Source organism: Pseudomonas sp. TUM25319 (assembly GCF_056388475.1).
Genome location: NZ_CM150751.1, coordinates 3,853,340 through 3,874,565, shown reverse-complemented (window position 1 = coordinate 3,874,565; position 21,226 = coordinate 3,853,340). Strand labels below are relative to the sequence as shown.

Below are 21,226 nucleotides of genomic sequence, written 5' to 3'. Positions count from 1 at the left end.
TTAGATAAAGCATTTCGACTTTGCTATACCCAGACTACGGATGCAGTAGATCCCCGCCTTGATACATGCTGGAGGAGATATGCTCAAACGTATCCTGATCTGCGTCGCCGTCATCGTTCTGATCGATGGCGACATCAGAAAACCCGTCGGTGCCACCGATCAGTTACCCACCTTCAGCCATCCGGGCGTCTTTGTCGGACTGACGCAATTGCAGTTCATCAAAGATCATTTGCATGAATCCCCGTGGAAAGAAGCGTTCGAGCACGTATTGCCAAGCCCTCTGGCCGCGAAAGACTACACACCCCATCCGTGGTCGACGGTGGAGTGCGGTTCCTACTCCAATCCAAACCATGGCTGTGATGATGAGATCCGCGACTCGCAGGCCGCCTATACCCAGGCACTGCTGTGGATTCTGACCGACGACATCACCTATGCGGAAAACGTCGAGAAGATTCTCAACGCGTGGTCGTCGACATTGACGGGAGGACACATCAATTCCAATGGTCCGTTGCAGGCGTCATGGAGTGCGGAGATGTTCACCCGCGCGGGCGAGTTATTGAAGTCCACTTATCCCGGCTGGAGTCAACAGGACCAGGACCGCTTCGGCGAGATGCTGACCTCACAGTTCGTACCGGCCATGAACACCATGTTCGAAGCCTCTTCGGGGCAGTCCTGCAATAACCTGAACTGGCATGCCAGTGCGGTGGAGGGGCTGATGAACGTGGCCGTCTACAACGAGTCGCTGAGCTGTTTGATGAAGCATTGAAAAAGTGGAAGAGCCTGGTGCCGGCCTATATCTATCTGGCGGCGGACGGGCAACGGCCCCGGGATGCCTTCTGGTGCGTACGCAGCGATAGCCAGACCCAGGCCCGCTGGCACAAGCCAGTCGCTTATGTCGAGGGCCTGACCCAGGAAAGTTGCAGGGACTTCGCGCACACCGCCTACGGACTCGCGGCGATCATCAATGCCGCAGAGACTGCGCGCTTGCAAGGTATCGATCTCTATGGCGACCCGTCGACACTGACGGCGGAGCGATTGATGAAAGCCATGGAGTTGCACAGTGCCTATCAGAACAAAAGCATTACAGCGGCGCTCTGCGCGGAGTATCCCGAGGGCTCGCCGATATTCATCTCCAACACCAAGGGTACCTTCGAAGTCGGTTTCAACCACTATGTGCTCAGGGAGAAAAACAGCCTTCCTGAAACCGCGGCCTTTTTAGCCGGAACCCGCCCCACCACCGGTTATTTCCACTATCTGTGGGAAACCCTGACCCACGCGCAGACTGGCGATCAGTAGTACGCGAGCAACGGTGATGCGCCACTTCTCGCACCTGCATCGCCTCGAGCGCGTAGAATGCACTGCTGGCGAGCCGCCGTCCGGCTCCCCAGGTGCTGGATGCCTCCACTTCAGAGTGGAGGCATCGTGCTTTTCGCTGAACTGAAATAAGGCCCCACATGCCCAGCGTCGCTCCAGAAATCCAGGCCAGGGAATGGCACCACATGGTCGCGCAGTTCCCCGGCGCGCTGACCGAGTCGTTGAAGACCCTGGTCGAAAGCAACAAGGCCAGCCTGGCTGCCCGCTTCTACGAACACATGCTGGCGGATCCCAACGCCTCGCTGATCCTCTCTCACGAAGAAGTCAAAAGCCGTCTGGGCAGCTCGATGCAGGCCTGGCTGGTGAAGGTCTATTCGGCCGCGGCGCAGGACGACTTCCTGCCGCTGGTGGCGCTGCAGAAGCAGGTGGGCGAGGTCCACGCGCGTATCGACGTGCCCCTGCACCTGGTGCTCAGCGGTGCACGGAACCTCAAGAAACAGTTGTTCCAGCTGATCGTCCGCCAGGACTGGCCCGTGGAAGCCCGTGCCCAGGCCTTGCACCTGTCCAGCGAAACCATGGACCTGGCCATGGAGATCATGAGCCACGCCTATTCCCGCTCCCACGACCGCAACTCGCGCAACGAGGAGGGTTACCGGCTGTTTTCGGTGCTGCAGAACATCACCACCGAACGCGAGCGCCAACGCGGGGCGCTGCTCGATTGGGAAAACAGCCTGATGTTCGACCTGGTGATGGGCGCCGGCGGCGGCAACCTGCCGCGCCTTGCCGCCTCGGACTTCGGCCTGTGGTTCCGCCACAAGGGCGCCTATGCCTTCCAGAACACCAGCGAGACCGAGCAGATCCTCAAGATCATCCGCAACATGGACGAGGTGCTGCTGCCGAACTTTCTCGCCGCAGGCGACGCTGAGGCATCGCGCATGCGCCTGCTGCGGGAAATTCGCGACCAGACCAAGAGCCTGATGTTCAACCTCGACAGCCTGTTCAACACCGCCAACGAACTGGAAAGCGGTCGTGACGTGCTGACCCGCATGCTCAACCGCAAATTCCTGCCAGTGGTGATCGGCAACGAAATCACCATCGCGCAGAAGAACGGTCAGCGCTTCGCGGTGCTGGCCATCGATATCGACCATTTCAAGGCGATCAACGACAACTTCGGTCATGACGCGGGTGACCTGATCCTGCAGCAGACCGCCGAGATTCTCAGCAGCCACAGCCGGGCGGGGGACTATGTGTTCCGCATGGGCGGCGAGGAATTCCTGATGATCCTGGTGGACATCAACCACGCCAACGCGGTGAAGGTGGCGGAAAAACTGCGGCGCAAGATCGCCGAAGAGAAGCTCGGCCTCACCGATGGCAAGCGCCATCAGGTCACGGTGAGCATCGGTGTGGCGACCTACGACGGCCACCCGGACTACCAGCACCTGCTGCGCCAGGCCGACCAGGCCATGTACCAGGCCAAGCAGGACGGGCGCAACCGGGTGGTGTCGTTCGAGGACCTGGCCGGCGCCGATTGAGGGCAGCACGCCGGGCCGTGGGGCCCGGCAGGCCGGTCACTTGAAGTCGGCTCGCATCTGCGTCGCGATGCTCACGCCGCTGGAGGAGCGCACGCAGACGTCCAGGTAGTCGGTGAAGCGCGGCGGCAGCGCGATCCCTTCGCTGATCAGGCGGCTGTTATCGAACAGGTAGTTCAGGTCGGCGAAGCCGCTGTACAGGCGCAAGGCGCGCAGCACCAGGCGCGGGTTGGCCGGGCCGATACGCGACTCGAAGTCGCCCGCCAGTTCCTTGAGGTTTTCCACGCCAATCTTGCGGTAGCGTTCGCCCACAGGCGCAGCACCATTGGCCAGGGCGAACGCCTGGTCGATTTCGGCGAAGGTGCACGCGGCCTGATGGCCGGCGGAGATGTGATACAGGTCGTGGCCGAGCTGCGGTTTGAGGGTCAGGCCGATCAGCGCTTCGGCGCAGTAGTCCGCCGGGATCACATCAATCTGTTCATCGAGGCCACAGGTGAAGCTCTCCAGCGCGAAGCCCATGCGGAACACCCAGAAAATACTGCCGGAGGCCTGGCAGCCGAGGGTGCGGTGGCCCACCACGATGGAGGGGCGCGCTACCACCAGCGGCAAGCCCGGCAGTTCCTCGCTCAGACGACGTTCGATTTCCGCCTTGGAGGCGGTGTAGTCCACCAACTGCTCTTCGGCCCGCGGGAACGCCCAGGACTCGCTGATCGGCGATTCCTGCTGCGGTCCGCAACACATGGCCGTGCCGACATGGAGGAAACGCTTCAGGCGCTTGGAGCGGCTCATCACTTCGGCGAAGGCGAAGGTGCCGTCGACATTGACTGGCCAGATGGTCGGGTTTTTCGAAAAAGACGCAACAGCGGCGCAGTTGATGACACGGTCGATCTGCATCAGGCGCAGCGACTCCCGTGGCAGCCAGGCGGTGTCGAGAAAGTCGCCGCAGATGATCTGGTCCGGATTCAAGGCCAGGCACGCGGTTTCGCCGACATCATGGTCGCGCAGGTTGGCGCGCAGGCGGTCGAGCCCCTGTTCGCGGCGCTCGGCACGAACCAGGAACGACAGGTTCGCGCCTTGTCCGTCGGCGATCAGGCGGGCGGCCACGGCGCCGCCGAGGAAACCGGTCGCGCCCGTCAGCAGGATACGTTCTGGCGCAATACTCGAAGTCATGGGTTCACCCTGTGATGAGCGGTCATCGCGGTTTCGGGGCACCCCTGGAGCGGCCCGGGTACGCGGATTGACCTGGATGGAAGATTGATCGGACTTTTTTGCGGCACGAGCGGGCTCGCCTCGAAAACTCCAGCTTCAAGGGTGGCGGCTTCAGGGGCGGCGCAAAGCCGCAGGCCGCGTGGCCTGTGGCGTTCTGCCCGGGAACGGGCGGCGGGTGATTGTTACGGCTGCACTGCGCCGTTTCAATTAACGAAAAGGGCTGATCCGATGAAACAATCTTAATAACCGTTTTATGACAGCGGCTCCGTCATGCGGCGTGCACCTTGTCAGCGGAATGACGGCAGGAGTACGGATGTACTCCTGTGTGGCATTACCGAAGAAAATGCAGCGGATCTCCCGTGAGGCGAGGAGCGGGCGCGGCATCCAGCTCTGCGCGCAACTGGTCGATCCGCTCGTAAAGCCGATCGACACGCTCGGCAAGGACCGTCTCGCTGCTGAGCATCCCCGGCGACTGCGCCAATTGCCGGAGCTGACCGGCCAGACGGGCGCCTGCCGCGTCCACGCGGAACGACGGCAGGGTCATGCGTTTCCATTTCTCCCGGCCCAGGCCGATGCGGCTCAGGTGCACCTTGAGCACCTTGCCCAGGTGATAGCGCAGGGGCCGGCCGTCGCTGAAACGCTGGGGGTCGTAGAAACCGGGGAGGACGTGGATGTGTGGGGCCAGGCCGAACATCTCCGTCCAGTCCAGCCATTTGTCACGGTTGAACTGGCCGCCAAAGGCGAAGCCCTGCCACGGCACCCTGACGATGTCGGCCAGGATCGCGCCGTGCATCGCTTCGGTCAGGACCAGGCGTGCCCCGGCCAGTGCGCTCATGAACTCCCCCGCGGGCAGCAGCGGCGAGAGAAAGCGTGCCCCAGCCCGCGCGCAGACCTGCTCCCAATCGACATAGCGCAGCGAGCGATGGTGAGGCACGACCACCACCTCGCCGCCTGGCTGGCGCAGGGAGGCCCAGTCAAGACTGGCCAGCAGGTAGGCGGAGTCTGCCACGGCCCGGTCTGGGTCGAGCCCCAGCGCCTGTGCACTGCGCAGGCCACGCACGGCATGGACGCTCCAGCGCTTGTCGAGCCGCGGCGGTGTGCCGTAGCCTGCGCCGGTACCCATCACCAGAATCCTTCGAGCCTCCGCCACCCGGCGGCAGAAGGGTTCGTTCAACAAGGTGCCGATGCCCAACACCACCACGCCGTCGCGCTGGATGTCACCGAGCAGCGCCGGCCAGATCCATTCGTTCAGTTCGTCGCCAACGTTGGCGCTGCCTGCTGCAAAAACCGCTTTCACTGCATCACTCCCTGATCAATGACTGTCGAGGCTCTGCCTGAACCGCGTGCCCACCGCGTAACGACACAATTGCAGGTGATGGCCAAGGTTTTCCGGTGCCTTGCGCAGGGCGCGCCAGGTCTGGCTCAGCGCGCTCTTGTGGGCGCGGCTGCGCCAGCTTCCGGCGTACAGATGCCGCGCCAGCGGCCGGGCATTGGCGCCGGCCTGGTGGTGTGGGTCAGCGAACACCCCCACGGGAAACACCCGGTCCCAGCCGATTCGCTGTTCCTGCTCGACGCCGGCGAAGCCTTTGGCAAGCAGCAGCCGGCTGACTTCGTTGACATTGACCAGGCTGGACAGCCGCGACTCGTCGAAGCGCTCGCGGTTGTAGTAGCCGAGCATGGCGTTGGGCAGCCAGTGGCCAGGCGTCGCGCCGATCACCGAGGTGCCGAAGCGGTCGTCCCATTCCAGGCCGATGAAGAAATCGTTGTCGAGGATGGCGTCGAAGGAGCCCAGGACTTCGACATCTGTGTCCAGATAGATGCCGCCTTCGCGATGCAGCACCTGCATGCGCACGAAATCCGCGACGAAGGCATAGCGCCTGGCGTTGTACGCAGCGGCCGTGAAGGTTTGGGCGTAGACATCGACGTTGCTTTCGTCCCAGCGCACCAGCTCGTAGTCCGGCAGGTGGTACGCCCACGAGGCCAGGCAGCGGCGCGCCAGCAACGGCAGCGGCTTGCCGCCGAACCAGCAGTAGTGAATGCGTTTGGCGATCATCCCAGGGTTCCTTCGAGTCGGGTGGTCTGCAGCGGACGGCCGTGGATCAGGCGGTCGATGACGTCGGCGGTCTGCAGTTGGCCGTGAACGCCATAGGCGAGGTGGTACTCGGCGAAGGCGTGGGTGTTGCCCAGCGCCTGGTCGTAATGCTGATGCAGCCATTCCAGGCGCTCGTCGAGCATCTCGGGAGTGTTCACGCACTGGCCGAAGAAGCGGCTCTGTTCCAGATCGTCCGGATCGTCGCTGGCGTTGACGTAGATCACCGGGCGACTGGCCACGCTGGCCTCGAGGGCGGCATTGGACATGATGCTCAGGACCACGGAGCTCTGGGCGAGCGCGTCGGCGAGGAACAGCTCGGGCGGCAGCAACTGGATGTTGGGGTGGTCTTGCGCGGCCTTCTGCCAGAACGCCATCAGACTTCTCGGATGCGGCTTGAACGCGACCGGAATGTGTGGGTGGCGGGCCGCCCAGTCGCGGATGAGTGCATAGGTGCGTTGGTAGCCAGGACGTTTCTCCCTGTCGGGCCCCACGCCCAGTACCAGCACGCGCGGGTCGTTGGCGGCCGGGGGCATGTCGTAGCGCTGATCGACCAGGTAGGAGCCGGTGAGGATGGCCTGCGTGGTACCGAAACGCAGCGTGCGGCGTTGCAGGGCCGCCAGCGAGCTTTGCCCGAACAGCAGGTAGTAGTCGTAATCGGTCATGCTCAGGCGCCGTGAGCGTTCGACCGTGGTGGCATGGGCCAGCTGTGCCAGACGCTTGTTCTGGGCATTCAGTGCAAGCCGCAGGAACGGCGTCACCAGGCTGCCGTGACGTTCGCTCAGCACCAGCCCCGGACCATGATGACGGGCCAGCCACTCGGCGTAGGCGGCGTGGGCGTAGTAGCGCAGCGGCACCCTGGCCGCAGGGCGATACAGCAGTTTCTGGCGGACGGCCACGTCCAGAGGCTCGATGGCGGCCTCGACCACGTCGTGGCCACGTTCGCGCAGCGCCTGGATCAGGCCGTTCTTGCGCCGCTGTGCGAGTAACTTCGGTGAACCGTGAAGCACCAGGATCCGGTCGGCGGCGCTGTGGGGAGCATTGGCTGCCCGCAGGCGCGCGAACAGGCCGTGCTTGAAGTCGAGGGTGGCATCACGCAGGAATCTTGCGGTCGCACCGATCACGCCGTGTTTCTCGCGCCAGAGTGCCCAGCGGTAGGCATCGAGTTGGCGGGCGCGTACTTGCCAGAGACCTGGGGTTGGATGGTTCATCGAAAGTGCTTAGCTTGCTATTGACCAGAACAGGTTATCAGCGCCCGGACTTCGATTCTGTCAGTGCAAAGTAAGGTTTAAGTAAATTCGAAGCCTGCCGATAGGATTCCGTGGCCATCCGTTTTTCATTTTCGAGATTAGCGTTGGAAATACCGTCTTTCTCTGCCCCTGGCATGTAAGGCTCGCATGCTAGAGCGCGGGTTCCTCGAGTTCGGCCAGCGTCCAGACACCGGTGCCATCCAGTTGCAGATGGTGAGTGTGCAGCCCCGACAGCGTGGAGCGATGCCCGACGCTGACCAGAATGCTCTCTCCCAGGCGTTCCCGCAGCAATGTGTACAGCGCGTGCTCGAGGCCTTCGTCCATGGCCGAGGTGGACTCGTCGAGGAAAACGACCTGTGGCCGGTTGAACAGCACGCGGGCAAAGGCCAGCCGTTGCTGTTCGCCGATGGACAGGATCCGCGTCCAGTCTTCGCTGTGGTCCAGCCTGTCGGCCAGGTGCGTAAGGCTGACCTGGCGCAGCGCCTGGGCCAGGCGATCGTCGTCGCTCGGCGTGCTCACTGCCGGATAGGCGACGGCGGTCCGCAGCGAGCCGAGCGGCAGGTAAGGCCGCTGCGACAGAAACAGTGCCGCGTGGCCACCGGGACAGCGCACTTCGCCCTCGGCATAGGGCCAGAGTCCGGCCATTGCGCGCAGCAGGGTGGTCTTGCCGCAACCCGAGGGGCCTTTGATCAGCAGCGAATCGCCGCGGGCAAGGCTCAGGTCGAAGCCGTCGAGCAGAAGCCCGCCATCGGGGCGCATGACTCGCAAGGCACGAACCTCCAGGGCGTCGGCCCGGGGGATGCGCAGCACATGGGGCAGCTCCCGCGCCTGTTGATTGGCATCGAGAAAGCCGGTCAGACGATCCAGTGTCGCCCGGTATTGAGCGAAGGCATCGTAGGAGGAGCGGAAGAACGACAGTGAGTCCTGCACCTGGCCGAACGCCTGCGAGGTCTGCATGACATCGCCGAGTTTGATCGCCCCGCTGAAAAAGCGCGGCGCCTGGAGAATGAAGGGGAACACCACCGCCACCTGGCTCACTGACAGGTTGAAACCATCGAATTTCAGGCCGCGAAACACCAGCGCCCAGACATTGCCGATCAACGTGGCGAAACGCCCCAGCAAGGTGTTTCGTTCGATGGCGGCGCCCTGGTAGAACGCCACGTTTTCCGCGTACTCCCGCAACCTCATCAGCGCGTAACGGAAATCGGCGGTGTATTTCTGGTTGAGGAAGTTGAGCCGGATCAGCGGCTTGCCCAGCTTGAAGGCTATCCAGGTGGCGACCAGCACGTAGAGGTACACGGCGAATACCATGGCGCGCGGCACCTCGACGCCGGCGACGGTCAACGGCGCCGACAGCCCCCACAGAATCGCGGTGAACGCTACCAGCGACACCACCGCGCTGACTGCGCCGAGGGTAAGGGTTACCGAACCGGTGACGAAGGCATTCACATCCAGCTCGATGCGCTGGTCCGGGTTGTCCACCGGTTTGTCCAGGAACTGGCCACGGTAGTAGGCATCGCCGTCGGTCCAGTCGCGGGTCAGGCGTTCGGTCAGGGCCGTGCGCCAGTGGATGCTGAAGGCCTGGGTCACGTAGTCGGTGAACAGGGCGCGCAGTACATGGATGGTCGCCAGCACTGCGAAAACCCCTAACAGGTACCAGAACGCTTTCTCATCCAGTCCTTGCAAAGCGCTGTAGAAGCCGTTGTACCAAAAGGAAAAAAGCACGTTCAGGCGCACGGAAAACAGCGTCAGCAATAGCAGCAGGCTGAACACCAGCAAGGGCCGCCAGCTGCGTTTGGGGCTGAGCCAGGGCCCGGCGATTTGCCAGAACTGTCGGCCCCAGCGACTGAAACGCACCACCAGGGTGGCGCAAACCGCGAGGGCGGCGAAGGTGAGTACGGCGGCTACGGCGAGCCAGCGCAGGCTTTCCTGCACGGCTTGATGCCAATCCATTTCCATGGGCGGGGTTCCAGGCGGGGTTTGTGCTGAGCCTAGATGAGCCGCGCCAGGGCGTGGATGAAGGATCTTTAATGAGGCGCGGCAAGCGCGGAGTACGGATGTACTCCACGCTTGCCTGTCAGCCAGTCGCCGTGGACTGACGACGCCGGCTGCGCCAGACCAACCGCCCAAAGGGAATCGCCCAGTTCGCCACGGCGATCGCCAGCAGCAGATCGAGGAGGGTGGGAATACCGGCCTGTACGATGATCTTGCCCGCGAGCAGCGGGAAGCCGAAGACCCCGATGAAGTAGGCGAGGCTGAACAGCAGCAGTGATTGCGCAGTGAGGCCGGTGGGCGCTTCGTTCGCAGCCAGCCCATTGATCACCGAGTAGGTCAGCCCATAGCCGACGCCCAGCACGATGGCGGCCAGCAGGTAGGTGGTGGGGCTGTCGACCACGAAGATGAACATCAGAACCGACACCACCATCAGGGCGGTCAGCAGGCAGGCCATGGGATAGGGATCGCGCTTGACGATAAAGCCGGCGATCAGCAGGCGACAGGAGATGGCTGCCGACATGAATCCTATGAAAAACAATGAGTAATCAAGATCTTTTAATGTCGCGTAGGAGGTCTGGAAGCTGGACAGTCCGCCGAAGATCGCGCCGCCGAGGCCGACCATGAGGATCGCGAACGCCGCCCTGGAGCCCAGCACCGAACGCGCCGCCTCAGTGGTGATCCGGCAGACCGTCACAGGCCCAAGGTTCGCTTGTTGCCCGCGAATGGCTGGCGCCATCAGCAAGAACAGCGCGCCGCCCAGCACACTCGCCAGTGCGGCGACGACGAATGCCGCCTCCACCGGATAACCCAGCGCTTCCGCCAGGCGTCCTGTCAGCGGCCCGGTGCCGATGCCGCTCATCATGCTGCCGGACAGCAAGGCGAAATAACGGACCCGCCGCGCCGGCTCGATGATCATCGCCACGATGATCGGCCCCAGGGTGTAGAACACGCCCCAGCCAAAGCCCAGCAGCAAACCGAACACCAGCATTGCCAGGCCGGCACCCGGGGCCAGAGCAAAGCCGAGGCAGGCCGCCGCCAGAAACACCGCGCCGGCGGCGATGGCCCGGGGTGCGCCTATCAGGTCTGTCAGGTGCCCGGAGACGAGCACTGCCAGAAAGGTGCTGAGCATGGCGACCGAGATCACCGAACCGGCATCCGACTCGCTGCCGCCATGGGCAGCGAGCGTTCTGGCCAGCAGGAAGGTGGTGCCGTAGGACAGCGAAAGCAGGTAACTGCTCAGGCAAAAGGTGCCGAACAACCCAGGCGCTGATGGTGCGCCTGCAGCGGATACCGAGGACATCGTGTTCTCCGTGATGGGAAGGACGGCCATCTAATCACGGCTTTTCGAAAGCCCAGGTGCGAAATCGCCGGAGTGAAGATCGACCTGATCGTATGTATCCGGCCGGATTGCCGGGAAACCATGCTGGCGGGCGAGCCACACCACCGCCAGGGTGAAGCTCAGCAACAGCAGCAACGCAGGCGGGAACGAGACCACGCCATAGCGATCCAGCAACAGGCCACCCAGCATTCCGCCGCCGGCAATCGCCAGGTTCCAGGCGGTCACCAGCATTGACTGGGCGACATCGGCCGCATCACCCGCCGTGTTGGCGAGGCTGGTCTGGAGCAGCGTGGGCACACCGCCGAAGGCCAGCCCCCAGGCGGCCACTGCCGCGTAGACCATCACCGGCACTGTGCCCGCGATGCCGAGCACCAGCGCCGCCGCGCCGAACAGCAGGGTGCTGAGCAGGGTGAGGGCGCGCAGGTGGCGATCGATCAGCACGCCGGTGATCCAGATTCCCAGCAGCGAGGTGGTGCCGAACACCAGCAAGATCAGATCGGTCCGTTCGGCCATGGCCGCTGCGGCGAGGTAAGGCGCGATGTAGGTGTAGAGAATGTTGTGCGCCAGCACGAAGCCCAGCACCACGAGCAGCACCGGGCGCACGCCCGCAGTCGTGAACACCTGGGCCAGTGAGCGCTGACGCTGTGCCGGTTGGCCGGGGAAGTCCGGAACGCCGAGGCGCACCCACAGCATCAGTGCCACGGCCAGGACACTCATGATGCCGAAGCACATCCGCCAGCCCACCAGGTTGCCCAGTGCGGTGCCGGCAGGAATGCCAAGGGCCATCGCCAGTGGCGCGCCGACCATGGCGATGGCGATGGCCCGGCCTTTCTGGTGCTCGGCCACCATGCGCGCGGCGTAACCAGCGACCAAGGCCCAGAGCAAGCCAGCGGACATGCCCGCCACAAAGCGCGCCACCATCGTCAGGCCGTAACTGTCGGACCAGGCGGTGACGGTATTGGCCACCAGAAAGCCCGCGATGGCCGTCAGCAACAAAGGCCGGCGCCGGGCGCGGCGGGTGAGGGCAATCAGCGGTATCGCTGCCAGCAAGGAACCTGCGGCATACACCGTGACCAGTTGCCCGGCCAGCGCTTCGGAGATCTTCAGGTCTGCGCTGATGCGAGGCAGCAGGCCTGCCGGCAGCGCCTCGGTGAGAATGGTCACGAAACCCGCCAGTGCCAGGGCGAGCAGCGCGGCAACCGGCAGGCGGGGGTTTTCAGTAGTGTTCATGGCGACAACGTCCTTGGCTCGATAAGTCAGGCCGTGACGATAGAAAACCTGCGATTGAAGAAAAAGACGCGTAGAGTTCCGCGCTATACGGACAGTTATGTCCGCAATCGAGGCAGGCAATGGATCTTTTGAATGGTTTTGCGGTGTTCGTCCAGGTCGCGGAAACCCGCAGTTTCGTCGCCGCCGGGCGCTTGCTCGGGGTGTCGGCTTCGGCGGTCGGCAAGAGCGTGGCGCGGCTGGAGGAGCGGCTGGGCGTGCGGCTGTTTCACCGCAGCACCCGCAGCGTCACGCTGACCGCCGAGGGCACGCTGTTCCTGGAGCGCAGCCGGCGCATCCTGTCCGAGATCGAAGCCGCCGAACTGGAGCTTTCCCAGGCCAGTGCTGCGCCACGCGGACGCCTGCGGGTGAGCCTGCCACTGGTGAGTCCGCTGATGCTGCCGGTGCTCGGCGACTTCATGGCCGAGTATCCCGAGATCGAACTGGACCTGGACTTCAGTGACCGCCTGGTGGACGTGATCGAGGAAGGCTTCGACGCCGTGGTGCGTACCGGCGAGCCAGGCGACTCGCGCCTGACCGCCCGCCGGCTGGGAACCTTTCGCTCGTTGCCGGTCGCGGCGCCTGGCTACCTGGCCCGACACGGAACGCCGCAGGTACCCGAGGACCTGCTGCACCACACCTGCCTGCACTACCGCTTTCCCAACAGCGGCAAGCTGGAACACTGGGCGCTGCGCCAGACTGCCGGGGCTGAGGAACTGCAAGTGCCGACCTCGATGATCTGCAACAACATCGAGACCCGGGTGTGCTTCGTCCTGCGGGAATTGGGCATTGCCTACCTGCCGGATTTCGCCATCCGCGAGCAGCTTGCCGCTGGCAGCCTGGTGCCGGTGCTGGAGGACTACGCCGAGCGCACCGGGGTGTTTCATGTACTGTGGCCGGCGAGCAAGCACGCCTCGCCCAAGGTACGGGCATTTGTCGATTATCTGTGCGCCCGGGTGTTTCCCGCCCCGGCAGAGCGCCGGGACGGTTGAAGCTCAGAGCCTGAAGCGGGCGACCATGCCATTGAGGCTCAAGGCCAGGCGGGACAGGTCCTGTGCTGCAGCGCTGGTCTGGTGGGCACCGGCCGAGGTCTGGGTGGCCAGGTCACGGATGTTCACCAGGTTGCGGTCCACTTCCCGCGCCACCTGCGCCTGCTCCTCGGACGCACTGGCGATGACCAGGTTGCGTTCGTTGATCGCGGCGATGGCCTGTGCGATCACTTCCAGGGCATCGCCGGCGAATACCAGTTGCCGCAGCGCAGCCAGGGCTTTCCGGACCTGATCGCGGCCGTCGTGGTGGTCCTGTCGGCACCCTGGGAGGCTCACGGCATTGCTGGCAACTTCCTCGACAGCGGCGGTCATCTGGTTGACGGCGGTAGCCGCCTGGTCGATCTCGGCACTTTTAAAGGTATACAATTTGTATACATTAAAATGACATCCGGGATTTTCCGAGGGGACGAGGCACTTGGGTTAGAGTGCGCGTCACGTTTGCTCACACGTTGTCTGAACAATGAACCGACCGCTGTTCGTATCCCTCGACGGACCAAAGGGAACCGGGAAAACCACGTTGCTGGAGGCCGTCACCAAAGCGCTGCGGGCGCAAGGCAGGAAAGTGATCCGCCTGAGCGAAAGAAACTGCGACCCCGACCGGGAAGCGACCATGGCGCTGGTCAACCGCTTCGCCAGGCATCCGGCAGAAGACCTGGAATGGGCGATCTGCGAGCGTCTGGCTGCCAGCCGCGCCTGGATTTCCCGGGAGGTTCTGCCTGAACAGCCGGCCGACAGCATCATCCTGATCGATCGCTGGTATCCGTCGGATGCGGCGTTTCGGCGGATGGTGCCGTTCGCGCAGATTCTGCGGTTGAACATCGAGCGCGGTGTGCAGGTGCCGGACCTGCATGTGGGGGTGGTTACCGCGCCTGAGGTTTCATGGGCAAGGGCCGCGGCGCGAAGCCGCGGGCTGGGCAGTACGGTGATTCACCGGTCGAGCGAGCATGTGGCTTGTACCGAGGCGTTCGAGCGGGCAGTGGTGGATAACGGCTGGGTGCTGTGTCGCAATGAAGGGCGGGTGGAAGAGGCGGTGGCGCAGGTGGTCTCGCAGATCCAGAAATTACCGCCCTCTACAGCGAAGCGTTAGCTCATCCGGCTGCAGCGATTTGCTTCAAAACCGCTGCGACCCACGGTTTGCAGAGCGGTTACTGAATGCTGAACAACGGTATCTCGCTGCGGCCTGCCTGAATCTGCGGGCATCGGGGATCTGGCTGCCCCAGTTGCCCGCTATGTTGAAAGCCGCTCCCCAGGCAGCCACCATTGCAGACCGGGAAGTAACGGCAGCTCTTGCAGGTGGGATGGTCCACCTTGATCTGCAGTGGCTTTGCAAGAATCGCTGGCAGCGTTTGGTGATACAGGTTGCCCATGGGGTGGGTCTTGAAGCATGTGCATGAGCACACGTCGCCATTGGGGTAGATGTAGACTTTAGCCGTTGCGGCGCCGCAGTTTTTTGTCGTGATGGAGTTGCCAAGATCGGCTATGGCCTCGTCGCCCAGCATTTTCAGCCGACTGAAGTCGTACATCGGAAACGCCAGGATGCGGGTGTTGTAGGGCTGCTGGCGCAAGGCGTAGATATGTTGATTCCATGTCTCACTGCAGATTTCCATGCCTGATGAGGCTCGCCCGGCAAAGGTGGCCCGTTTGATGGCGATATGGGTGAGGCCTAGCTCATCCAGTGGCCGGATGAACTCTTCGATTCGGGTGAAAAAATCAAGGTCAATGACAGTCGCCGATACGCTGCAGGAAATGCCTTCTGCCCGCAGGCTTGCAAGCGTCCGTAGCGCCCGTTTGTAGGTGCCGACGCCACGTATCTGGTCATGCTCTGCTTCTGCGCCGTCCAGGGAGATCTGCACCGACAGCGACGGATGATGGGTCCATCGTTTGAGAGCATGCTTTTTGTAGAACGACGTGACGCCGTTGCTGTTTATCTTGGTCTGCTGACCAAGCGAAAGACTGTGCTGCAGAATACTGTCGAAATGGCGATGCAGCGTCGGTTCTCCACCCGTCAGCAGGACCAGGCTGCCTGGGTGGTCACGGTGTATCTGGGAGAGTGCGTCGAGAATCATGGCTTTTTCGGCGGTCTCGTCGCGGTAGGGCGAAGAGTCCCGGATACAGTGGCTGCAGGCAAGATTGCAGCGCTCCGTCAGGACGATGTAGAACTGTTCCATCATTCAAGCTCGAGATAAGGGCGTACTTGCAGTTCGAGGTCGAAATCTTTTTGCGCACTCGCAAGCAAATGTTCGACCAATGCCTGCACCGACGCTGACTCGATGGGCGAGATCGCCGGCTGGAAGGGGTGGCGGACGTAGCTTTCCAGCAGCGTGGCGAAGCGCTCGTCTTGCTCCTGGCGCAATAGCCACTCTTTCAACGTCAGGGGGTACAGTCCGACCGCTAGATGGGACGAATGCTGCGCTTCGGTGCGGGTGAAGTGCCAGAGGCCGCGTGGACAGTAGAATACGTCGCCCTGCTCGAGCAGTACCGAAGACCATCCCGTGGCGTCGGCGTCGATCGGCGGCACCTGCTGACGACGGATAGCCTTGGACAGCACATGCTGGTCGTTACGGTAGTACCAGCGTTTGCTGCCGTGGGTTTGCAACACCAATACATCATGTCTGTCGAAGTGAGGATTGACGCCGCGTTGATGGGCGGCGGTGTAGTAGCCGTTGATACTGATGCGCGTATTCAGTTCCGAAGCGAGTGCATCGCTGAAGTTTTCCAGCCGTGAACTGTGCTGCTGGATGTTGTCGAACACCAACGTGCCGCCACGGGCAATCGCGTGCAGCATTTTTTTCTTGTTGAGCGTGTTGTTCTGGTTATTGGCGTAGCGGTCCACATCATCGATGAGGTCGTATTTGTGGATGGTGTTGTTGTGATTGGTGATGCGTACCTTCGGGTAGAGCAATGTGTTGCCGTTGAGAATCTGATTGAAGGCCTGTATGTCAAACAGGTCGGCAAATTTGTGCTTGGCACCTTTTATATGCAACGGGGCGCGATCGCAGTATTCATCAAGAAACTGCTGCTGGCTGATGTGTTCGAAGATGAAGCTGAATAGGGTCATGGTGCGGGGCTCTAGCTGGGCTTCTTTATCAGTGTGATGCCTGAATCGATCAACTTGCCAAGCTGAGACTGAGGCAATCGGTCTTCGATATGACTGATGTCGACTTCTACCAGCGCTGGTAGCTCGAACAACCAGTCCGGCAGGTGGCGTATGTGAGTTCGTGCAATACCCAGGTAGCGCAGGTGTCGAGCGTGCGCCAACTGCTCGGGCAGCATCTCGATCGGGTTGGCCCCCAGGTTGAGCCGCTCGATGTCCGTTTGCCCGGCGGGCCAGTCGAAATGCTGGAAGCTGTTGCGGTAGACACTCAAGTGTTTCAGGCGACAGCCTGCGGAAGGCGGCCATTGCAGTGCCTGCAAACTATTCTTGTGCACCAGCAACGTGCTCAGTTCAGGGGAGGTGGATGCGAGATCCAGCACCTTCAGCCTGTTCGCCCCAAGGCTAAGCCATTTGCAATTCGGAAAAACCGCAAGGGCGCTTTGCAGGCCGATGCAGTTGCTGTTCAATTCTGCCGCCAACACACTGGAGACAGAAGCCAACCCTGCCATATGGCTATCACTTAGCTGCGCCTGGTTGAGCCTCAATGTGCGGGGTGCCAGAGCCCGAACGGCCTGGAATACATCGTGCAACTGCGTGCGAGGCATCTCGTGGAGCAGGCTCGACCCGTTGTCTGCATCATCGAAGTCAAGCAGCTTGCGCTCGGGGTCCCAGCCGGGGGAACTGCCGGTGACCTGCGCTAGCAGGTCTCGCGCTTTGCAGGGCGCGGTTGCGATGTCTGCGTCTAGTTCATCGGCGAGGAGCAAAGCGATGCGCGCGGAGGTATCGATGTCCAGTTTGACGGGCACGATCCTCAGCCCGCCGAGGAAGTAAAACAGCTTGCGCAGCTTGATGTAGATCGGGTGGCGCGGGCATACGAATTCATCCGAGACATGTCGATCGCCTTTGAGAACCACGAACAAGCGTCGTCCCGCCAGGTTTTGCGAATCACGCCAGTGTCGAATGCTGCGCAGGTGTTCGAAGGGCAGGTCGTTATCGCCCAGAATGGGCAGCACCAACACGAGGACTGTGGCTGGGCAGATGGTCTGGTGCGTTAGCCCCGGCTTTTGGTCACTACCGAGCCTGTCGATACATTGATGTACATGATGCCCGCGGGCGTTAAGAACAGCAGTGAAGTCGTCCAGCAAACCACAGGCCAATGGCAAGTCCGAGACAATCTGCAAATTGGCCGGCATTGCCATCGCCACAGGGACCTTGGTGTTAGTCGCGCACGTCCTTGTCACAGTGATCCGCTTCTTTCCACAGGCCGAACATGGCCTCGACATCGGCCAGCGCGGCAGGATCCAGATCGCTCAGTTTCAGGGACTGGCGCTTGATGTCGGCCACCGAGTCCAGCGCGCAGGATTGAAGTTCAACTGTTTTGGCTTGCATCACGAAGTCCTTTATCGGATTAGGCAGGTTTTAGCCGTGCGATCTTAGGGGTTAATGAACTTCTCTGGCAATAGACCGATCGCATCGCTCAGTTTCGGAGTGCGGCTTGACTGATTGTTGAGAAAGGCCACGCTGGCTCGCGGCTGCTACGAGGCGCCATCGGGAAGACACGCGTGTCTCCTGTAGCTAGAATCCGCACACCCGTACCAAACCGACAGGCGATCGTTACAGGCCTGAGATTGCCTGCATGCCTATAAATTGACTGACGGCACTGCGATGCCGAATTATGTGCTTTCCCAACTTGAAAGCCGCTCTTCAGAAATCCGAACCGCCTCTGTCGAAAATACTGTTGGATATCTGAGAATGACCGCTTCAAACGCGAACTCTCCAAGCCCCATATCCAGCAGCGCTCTGTACCCCTGGGTTTCTGTAGGACGACACACAGCCCGATTTACAGACTCGATGATTCCGTGCCTCTCGATCATTTGCCATGTGCGAGTAGCACGAGTTTTCTTCCCGTTTTTGACTCGTAGAGTTTCTTCATACGCGAAGATGGCTTGTAGCGCCTCTTTCTCCGCTTGAGTAGAGGCCCCGTATGATTCTGCTCGTAGCTCAGTTGCACGAAGAAGTGCCTCATTAGCCAAATCCTGGCGTCCCTTTTCGATCGCGTTTCTTGCAAAGGTCTCACATTTCTCAGGTGAGTCGATTTTCTTGATTCTGTCGTCCATGGGTTCTCTCGAACGTCAATTTTTGAGGCATCGTCGCTCCACGGGCATCGTGTTCCTGGAAGTGGTGTAACTGAACCTGCCGAAGGCGCCATGTGGGCAAAAGAGGTTGGTCATCGTGGTTCTTGACTAACGTTGAGTTTGCGGACTTAACCTTCACCAGAGAAACCGCGATGGCCAAGCCCACTATCGCATTGACCGAGTTGGTTGAGAAAGGGGCAGATGCCGATCTGCTCAAGCAAATGATCCCGTTCGGCGGCGATGAACTCCGGAAGCTCCGCGATTGCGACTCCCGCCAGCAAAGGCGCAACCAAAGCATCGGCGTTGGTGACGCGTAGTAGGCCACGCGGTGCTACATCGTGTTTGCTGCCATCACCGTGAGTGAAACGCCACACCTGGACAGCAAGGCTTGCTGGACTACCTGGCTTCGCAGGTGCCGCTGGGGCGGGTGGGTGAGCCTGTCGAGATCGCCAACGCCGCCGTCTTCCTCGCAAGCGATGACTCAAGCTTTGTAAACGGAGCTGAATTGTTCGTTGACGGTGGCCAGGCACAGATCTGAGCCTGAATGACTGCGCAGGGAAGGGGGAACACCCCCTTCTTCGAGCCGCACTTCGGAGAAGCGCCATGCGCTCGTGGACGCTGGGGCAGTACACGTGATCGCAACGGCTGAAGAGGATCTGGTCGCCGCTGTGGCTCGCATCACGGACGGGAAGGGGGCACGTATGGCCTTCGACCCCGTGGGTGGCCCTGAGGTGGGAAACATCCTGCGGTCGCTGTCATTCCTCGGGATTTTCTTCCAGTACGGTGCGCTGGAGACGGCTGACATCAGCGTGCCGGTGATGGAACTGCTCGGCAAAGACTTGACCATCCGGGGTTACCAGCTTTTCGAGGTTACCCAGGATGAGGCGCGGCTGAACAGGGCCAAGGTGTTCATCACCGAGGGACTGGAGAACGGCAGCTTGCGTCCGATTGTCGGCAAGGTGTTCAAGTTCGAGGAGATTGTGGAAGCGCACCGTTACATGGAATCGAACAGCCAGGTAGGCAAGATCGTTGTAGAACTATAGAACTAACATTGCCCGGGCGGATCATGTCTGTCCGGGCAATGATCTATTGCGAAGCGACCAGGGCTACGTGTCGCTGTAAAATCACGCGACCCAATGTGTTGGTCGGATAGGTCTCTGGCACATGTCACGTTTCAAGGAGCAACGCTTGGTGTTCAGGACGTTGATGGAGTTGATCTATGTGGTGAGCGTGGTTTTCACTGTACTCGCGCTCGTTTTTATACCGTGCGCGATCCTGAGCCTCGGAGTGCTGCTCATACTCGGCATCGACGACAGGTTTGTGAGCCCCGTTGTGGCTTATGTTGCATTCCCAGAGGCAGTTGTCATCAGCGGGTATTTGCTGCTTCGCTACTGGAGGCAAATCATCGAAATAATCGAGTCGATCACACCGTGGTGATATAGGAATGCGTGGGGGACACGAGTGATTTGATCATGTCATCAGGTTGATGAAGCGTCATCGTCCCGAGGCCGTGGTCTTCCTGGGTGACCTAATGCAGAACCTAGTCTTGAGAAGCAGCTCCTGCGGGAGCAGGTGAACAAGGTCAACCCGCGTAAAGAGTTCTTCCGCATTGGTCTGCCTGCTATCCGGGCTGAACTTGAGCAGATTGGTGTCGAAACGCAGTGGACGATGAGCGCCAAGGCGATCGAGTACAGAGAGACTCAACGCACATAGCATATAATTTAACATAATATACATTACGCGAATCATCACATATCCACCTCAAGCCACACCCCAACAAGATTTCGCGATAGCCAGCGCCGTTTGAAACCCGGCACCGTCGCCTGACTCAACCAAGCAAAGCAACAACACCTCTCTGGCAAACTCATCCACCGACCGCGGTGTGCGACCCAGCAACTCATGCACGTTATGTGTGTACGGCGCGCTGCCTCGACCGCGATAATGTTCAAACAGTTTTCGCACAGCGTCGGCGTATCCCGGTTCCCATGATGGCGACACGTCGTTCACGAACTCCAGCGACTTGCCGGTCGCCGCCGACAGTCGAGGCGCCAGTTTCAAGACGCCGCCGTAGGGTTTGCTGGCTAGAAGATCCCGCACAGCTACAGCCGCCAGGTCGCGTGCTTCGATCGGCGTAATCACGGCACCGTCTGCCGGAAAGTAAAACCGGCCCTGTCTGAGTGTGTCTAGCTGTATCAGCAGGTTGTCGAACACAACATGCCTGACATCTACTCCCTGCAATGCAGACTCAAGGCTCGAAGGATCGTCCAGGTCGGCGATGCGCGTTTTGACATATTCATATCCCGCCAGTTCGTCGACACTGATGGCGGTTCGTGCCAAGCCCCTGATCTCGTTACCGCCCAATCCATCAATGACCCGACGTCCGATTTTTCCCGTGCTGGCCAAGAGCGGCGCCCCAGGCAGGTTCCGGGTTGTTTAACGTCATTATTGCTCTCCGGTCGTCTATCAAACCAAGACCATATTGGTCTGATCGTGCCAGGCAAGAATCCGTGCTATAGATTCAACCCTGCACTATCGTCTTTGTGAGCGGGTTGGATAAATAACTCAATGAAATGACTATTTAGTTGAGTTATATGATATGGCAAGAAAACTTCCCTCTTTCATCACTGTCCATTTGCATTAATTCATTGAGGTAACCTGAATGCCCGTGCCGATGCAAACTGCGCTGAACGAGTCCGATCCCGCACGCCACCTCCTCCACGGCGCGCTGCTGAGCGATGCCATTGCCAGCCACCTCGCCGACATGCATCGCTTGCAGGCTCAGGTTCGTCAGATCGACCAGAATGCTGCCCGCCTGGAGCAGTTTCTCGCCACCATCGAGGCAGATCTGAACAAGGTACGCCACCTGCTCCGCGCCCGTCGCACGGATTGATCTGCGCCAGCGAACTTCCCGGTGCATCCGGTATCGCAATTAATGCGGTACAGTTCTTTAACCCGCC

The 21,226-nt window shown here is 61.1% G+C and carries 22 protein-coding genes and 3 pseudogenes; 10 read left to right on the top strand and 15 right to left on the bottom strand.

All coding sequences use genetic code 11. From position 1 onward, the window contains the following. The first annotated feature begins 79 nt into the window (after nucleotides 1-79). The 3 genes from AC05QJ_RS18000 (at nucleotide 80) to AC05QJ_RS17990 (ending at nucleotide 2,846) form a co-directional block, all read left to right on the top strand. On the top strand, nucleotides 80-766 hold the full coding sequence (locus AC05QJ_RS18000; protein ID WP_476742644.1) for an alginate lyase family protein: 687 nt from the start codon (nucleotides 80-82) through the stop codon (nucleotides 764-766). A gap of 17 nt (nucleotides 767-783) precedes the next feature. Next, nucleotides 784-1,296: a hypothetical protein gene (locus AC05QJ_RS17995; RefSeq protein WP_476742643.1), complete on the top strand. Its 513-nt coding sequence runs from the start codon at nucleotides 784-786 to the stop codon at nucleotides 1,294-1,296. Nucleotides 1,297-1,454: 158 nt separating this feature from the next. Then, nucleotides 1,455-2,846, top strand: a complete 1,392-nt coding sequence (locus AC05QJ_RS17990) for a diguanylate cyclase (RefSeq protein ID WP_476742642.1) — start codon at nucleotides 1,455-1,457, stop codon at nucleotides 2,844-2,846. A 36-nt stretch (nucleotides 2,847-2,882) separates the two neighbouring features. Here AC05QJ_RS17990 and cprA read toward each other — a convergent pair whose 3' ends face one another. The 7 genes from cprA to AC05QJ_RS17955 form a co-directional block, all read right to left on the bottom strand. Beyond that, nucleotides 2,883-4,013, bottom strand: a complete 1,131-nt coding sequence (cprA, locus tag AC05QJ_RS17985; RefSeq protein ID WP_476742641.1) for a cationic peptide resistance protein CprA — start codon at nucleotides 4,011-4,013, stop codon at nucleotides 2,883-2,885. Nucleotides 4,014-4,383: 370 nt separating this feature from the next. Then, nucleotides 4,384-5,349 (bottom strand): polysaccharide pyruvyl transferase family protein, encoded by a 966-nt coding sequence (locus AC05QJ_RS17980; RefSeq protein WP_476742640.1) that lies wholly within the window; start codon nucleotides 5,347-5,349, stop codon nucleotides 4,384-4,386. Between the two features lie 15 nt (nucleotides 5,350-5,364). After that, the gene (locus AC05QJ_RS17975) at nucleotides 5,365-6,105 is read right to left on the bottom strand and encodes a glycosyltransferase family 32 protein (protein WP_476742639.1); all 741 of its coding nucleotides are present in this window, start codon (nucleotides 6,103-6,105) and stop codon (nucleotides 5,365-5,367) included. Beyond that, entirely contained in the window at nucleotides 6,102-7,352 is a 1,251-nt protein-coding gene (locus AC05QJ_RS17970; protein ID WP_476742638.1) for a uroporphyrinogen-III synthase, read from the bottom strand. Before AC05QJ_RS17970 ends, AC05QJ_RS17975 begins: the two co-directional genes overlap by 4 nt. 189 nt (nucleotides 7,353-7,541) lie before the next feature. Continuing rightward, nucleotides 7,542-9,350 carry an ABC transporter ATP-binding protein/permease gene (locus tag AC05QJ_RS17965; RefSeq protein WP_476742637.1) on the bottom strand — a complete coding sequence of 603 codons (1,809 nt, stop codon included), beginning with the start codon at nucleotides 9,348-9,350 and terminating at the stop codon, nucleotides 7,542-7,544. A gap of 118 nt (nucleotides 9,351-9,468) precedes the next feature. Continuing rightward, on the bottom strand, nucleotides 9,469-10,686 hold the full coding sequence (locus tag AC05QJ_RS17960; protein WP_476747960.1) for an MFS transporter: 1,218 nt from the start codon (nucleotides 10,684-10,686) through the stop codon (nucleotides 9,469-9,471). A gap of 30 nt (nucleotides 10,687-10,716) precedes the next feature. Beyond that, a complete protein-coding gene (locus tag AC05QJ_RS17955; protein WP_476742636.1) occupies nucleotides 10,717-11,955 on the bottom strand; it encodes an MFS transporter in 1,239 nt (412 codons plus the stop codon). 119 nt (nucleotides 11,956-12,074) lie between these two features. Between AC05QJ_RS17955 and AC05QJ_RS17950 the strand changes: the two genes are divergently transcribed. Next, nucleotides 12,075-12,983: a LysR family transcriptional regulator gene (locus AC05QJ_RS17950; protein ID WP_476742635.1), complete on the top strand. Its 909-nt coding sequence runs from the start codon at nucleotides 12,075-12,077 to the stop codon at nucleotides 12,981-12,983. Nucleotides 12,984-12,986: 3 nt separating this feature from the next. Here the strand turns inward: AC05QJ_RS17950 and AC05QJ_RS17945 are convergent. Next, nucleotides 12,987-13,394 (bottom strand): annotated as a pseudogene (locus AC05QJ_RS17945) (methyl-accepting chemotaxis protein); the annotation flags it as partial. 106 nt (nucleotides 13,395-13,500) lie between these two features. Here AC05QJ_RS17945 and AC05QJ_RS17940 point away from each other — a divergent pair. Then, nucleotides 13,501-14,127 (top strand): dTMP kinase, encoded by a 627-nt coding sequence (locus AC05QJ_RS17940; RefSeq protein ID WP_476742634.1) that lies wholly within the window; start codon nucleotides 13,501-13,503, stop codon nucleotides 14,125-14,127. Between the two features lie 58 nt (nucleotides 14,128-14,185). Here AC05QJ_RS17940 and AC05QJ_RS17935 read toward each other — a convergent pair whose 3' ends face one another. The 6 genes and pseudogenes from AC05QJ_RS17935 to AC05QJ_RS17910 all read right to left on the bottom strand — a co-directional run. Continuing rightward, the gene (locus tag AC05QJ_RS17935; protein ID WP_476742633.1) at nucleotides 14,186-15,211 is read right to left on the bottom strand and encodes a radical SAM protein; all 1,026 of its coding nucleotides are present in this window, start codon (nucleotides 15,209-15,211) and stop codon (nucleotides 14,186-14,188) included. Continuing rightward, on the bottom strand, nucleotides 15,208-16,098 hold the full coding sequence (locus AC05QJ_RS17930) for a JmjC domain-containing protein (RefSeq protein WP_476742632.1): 891 nt from the start codon (nucleotides 16,096-16,098) through the stop codon (nucleotides 15,208-15,210). Before AC05QJ_RS17930 ends, AC05QJ_RS17935 begins: the two co-directional genes overlap by 4 nt. 11 nt (nucleotides 16,099-16,109) lie before the next feature. Beyond that, on the bottom strand, nucleotides 16,110-17,333 hold the full coding sequence (locus tag AC05QJ_RS17925) for a hypothetical protein (RefSeq protein ID WP_476742631.1): 1,224 nt from the start codon (nucleotides 17,331-17,333) through the stop codon (nucleotides 16,110-16,112). Nucleotides 17,334-17,352: 19 nt separating this feature from the next. Continuing rightward, nucleotides 17,353-17,523: a hypothetical protein gene (locus AC05QJ_RS17920; RefSeq protein WP_476742630.1), complete on the bottom strand. Its 171-nt coding sequence runs from the start codon at nucleotides 17,521-17,523 to the stop codon at nucleotides 17,353-17,355. 284 nt (nucleotides 17,524-17,807) lie between these two features. Continuing rightward, on the bottom strand, nucleotides 17,808-18,251 hold the full coding sequence (locus AC05QJ_RS17915) for a hypothetical protein (RefSeq protein WP_476742629.1): 444 nt from the start codon (nucleotides 18,249-18,251) through the stop codon (nucleotides 17,808-17,810). A 248-nt stretch (nucleotides 18,252-18,499) separates the two neighbouring features. Continuing rightward, nucleotides 18,500-18,646: pseudogene (locus tag AC05QJ_RS17910) on the bottom strand (LysR family transcriptional regulator); the annotation flags it as partial. A 2-nt stretch (nucleotides 18,647-18,648) separates the two neighbouring features. Here AC05QJ_RS17910 and AC05QJ_RS17905 point away from each other — a divergent pair. The 4 genes and pseudogenes from AC05QJ_RS17905 to AC05QJ_RS17890 form a co-directional block, all read left to right on the top strand. Next, nucleotides 18,649-18,807, top strand: a pseudogene (locus AC05QJ_RS17905) (SDR family oxidoreductase); the annotation flags it as partial. A gap of 10 nt (nucleotides 18,808-18,817) precedes the next feature. Next, nucleotides 18,818-19,312 (top strand): zinc-binding dehydrogenase, encoded by a 495-nt coding sequence (locus AC05QJ_RS17900; protein ID WP_476747959.1) that lies wholly within the window; start codon nucleotides 18,818-18,820, stop codon nucleotides 19,310-19,312. 121 nt (nucleotides 19,313-19,433) lie between these two features. After that, nucleotides 19,434-19,706, top strand: coding sequence for a hypothetical protein (locus AC05QJ_RS17895; RefSeq protein WP_476742628.1), 273 nt, complete (start codon nucleotides 19,434-19,436; stop codon nucleotides 19,704-19,706). A 135-nt stretch (nucleotides 19,707-19,841) separates the two neighbouring features. After that, nucleotides 19,842-19,982 carry a hypothetical protein gene (locus tag AC05QJ_RS17890; protein ID WP_476742627.1) on the top strand — a complete coding sequence of 47 codons (141 nt, stop codon included), beginning with the start codon at nucleotides 19,842-19,844 and terminating at the stop codon, nucleotides 19,980-19,982. 48 nt (nucleotides 19,983-20,030) lie between these two features. On the opposite strand, the gene AC05QJ_RS17885 is transcribed toward AC05QJ_RS17890, so the two are convergent. Beyond that, nucleotides 20,031-20,606: a Rossmann-fold NAD(P)-binding domain-containing protein gene (locus AC05QJ_RS17885; protein WP_476742626.1), complete on the bottom strand. Its 576-nt coding sequence runs from the start codon at nucleotides 20,604-20,606 to the stop codon at nucleotides 20,031-20,033. Between the two features lie 322 nt (nucleotides 20,607-20,928). On the opposite strand from AC05QJ_RS17885, the gene AC05QJ_RS17880 reads away from it, so the two are divergent. Beyond that, on the top strand, nucleotides 20,929-21,159 hold the full coding sequence (locus AC05QJ_RS17880; RefSeq protein ID WP_476742625.1) for a hypothetical protein: 231 nt from the start codon (nucleotides 20,929-20,931) through the stop codon (nucleotides 21,157-21,159). Nucleotides 21,160-21,226 lie beyond the last annotated feature (67 nt).